We start from the raw sequence: 751 nt of genomic DNA on the forward strand, positions 1-751 counted from the left end.
GCAGCGAGGTTTAAGCTCGCCGTGTCTGCATTCCACCATCCGGGCAGGGCGTGGCGGCCCCCGTGGAAAAAGCCTTCAACGCTGCGTCGAGCCTATCCGGAACGCCCCTGCCCCGACCTGGGCTTCTGCCCGATGTTGTCTGATTTTATTGGCGCTTGAGAGCCCGTCAGGCCCGATAAGGCGTTGTCGGCACCTTCCCGACGACGATCACCCCCGCGATGGGAATGACGGGATTTCGCCGCCGCACGCCACCCGGTCGCCACCGGCCCGCCACCCCGGACCACCCCGCGCCCCGCAACGGCCGGCGCGGTGGTCGACGGACGGCCGACCCCGAGAGATCCCCGAGAGATCCGCGAGAGGCTCCCCCCGGCACCGCAAGGCGTTCCGGAGCGGCCCCCGGGCCCGCCCGGGCCCGCCGGCGAGGCCCCGTTCCCCGACCGCCCCTGTCATACCAGAGGAGGAGAACCCCGCGCCGGCGATCAGACTCCAGTGGGCCCATGAACGGGCACCTCGGCGGTTCCGGAGCGGGTTGGTGCGCGGCGAGGATGGAAGGGTCCCGCCACACCGCAGCACCCATGCTCGACAGGAGTCCCCGTGACCACCATGAACTACGCCCCGCACACCACCCAGGCCGTGGCCGCCCGCGCCACCCAGCTCTCCAAGGTGTACGGCCAGGGCGAGACCCAGGTGGTCGCGCTGGACAACGTGTCCGTCGACTTCGCCGCCGGCCAGTTCACCGCGATCATGGGTC

General features: G+C 71.0%; 1 pseudogene. It reads left to right on the plus strand.

Going from position 1 to position 751, the window contains the following annotated elements:
- Positions 1–603: 603 nt before the first annotated feature.
- Positions 604–751 (plus strand): annotated as a pseudogene (locus tag G3I71_RS51960) (ABC transporter ATP-binding protein); the annotation flags it as partial.

It is taken from the genome of Streptomyces sp. SID12501, assembly GCF_010550245.1.
In the GTDB taxonomy this organism is placed as follows: domain Bacteria; phylum Actinomycetota; class Actinomycetes; order Streptomycetales; family Streptomycetaceae; genus Streptomyces.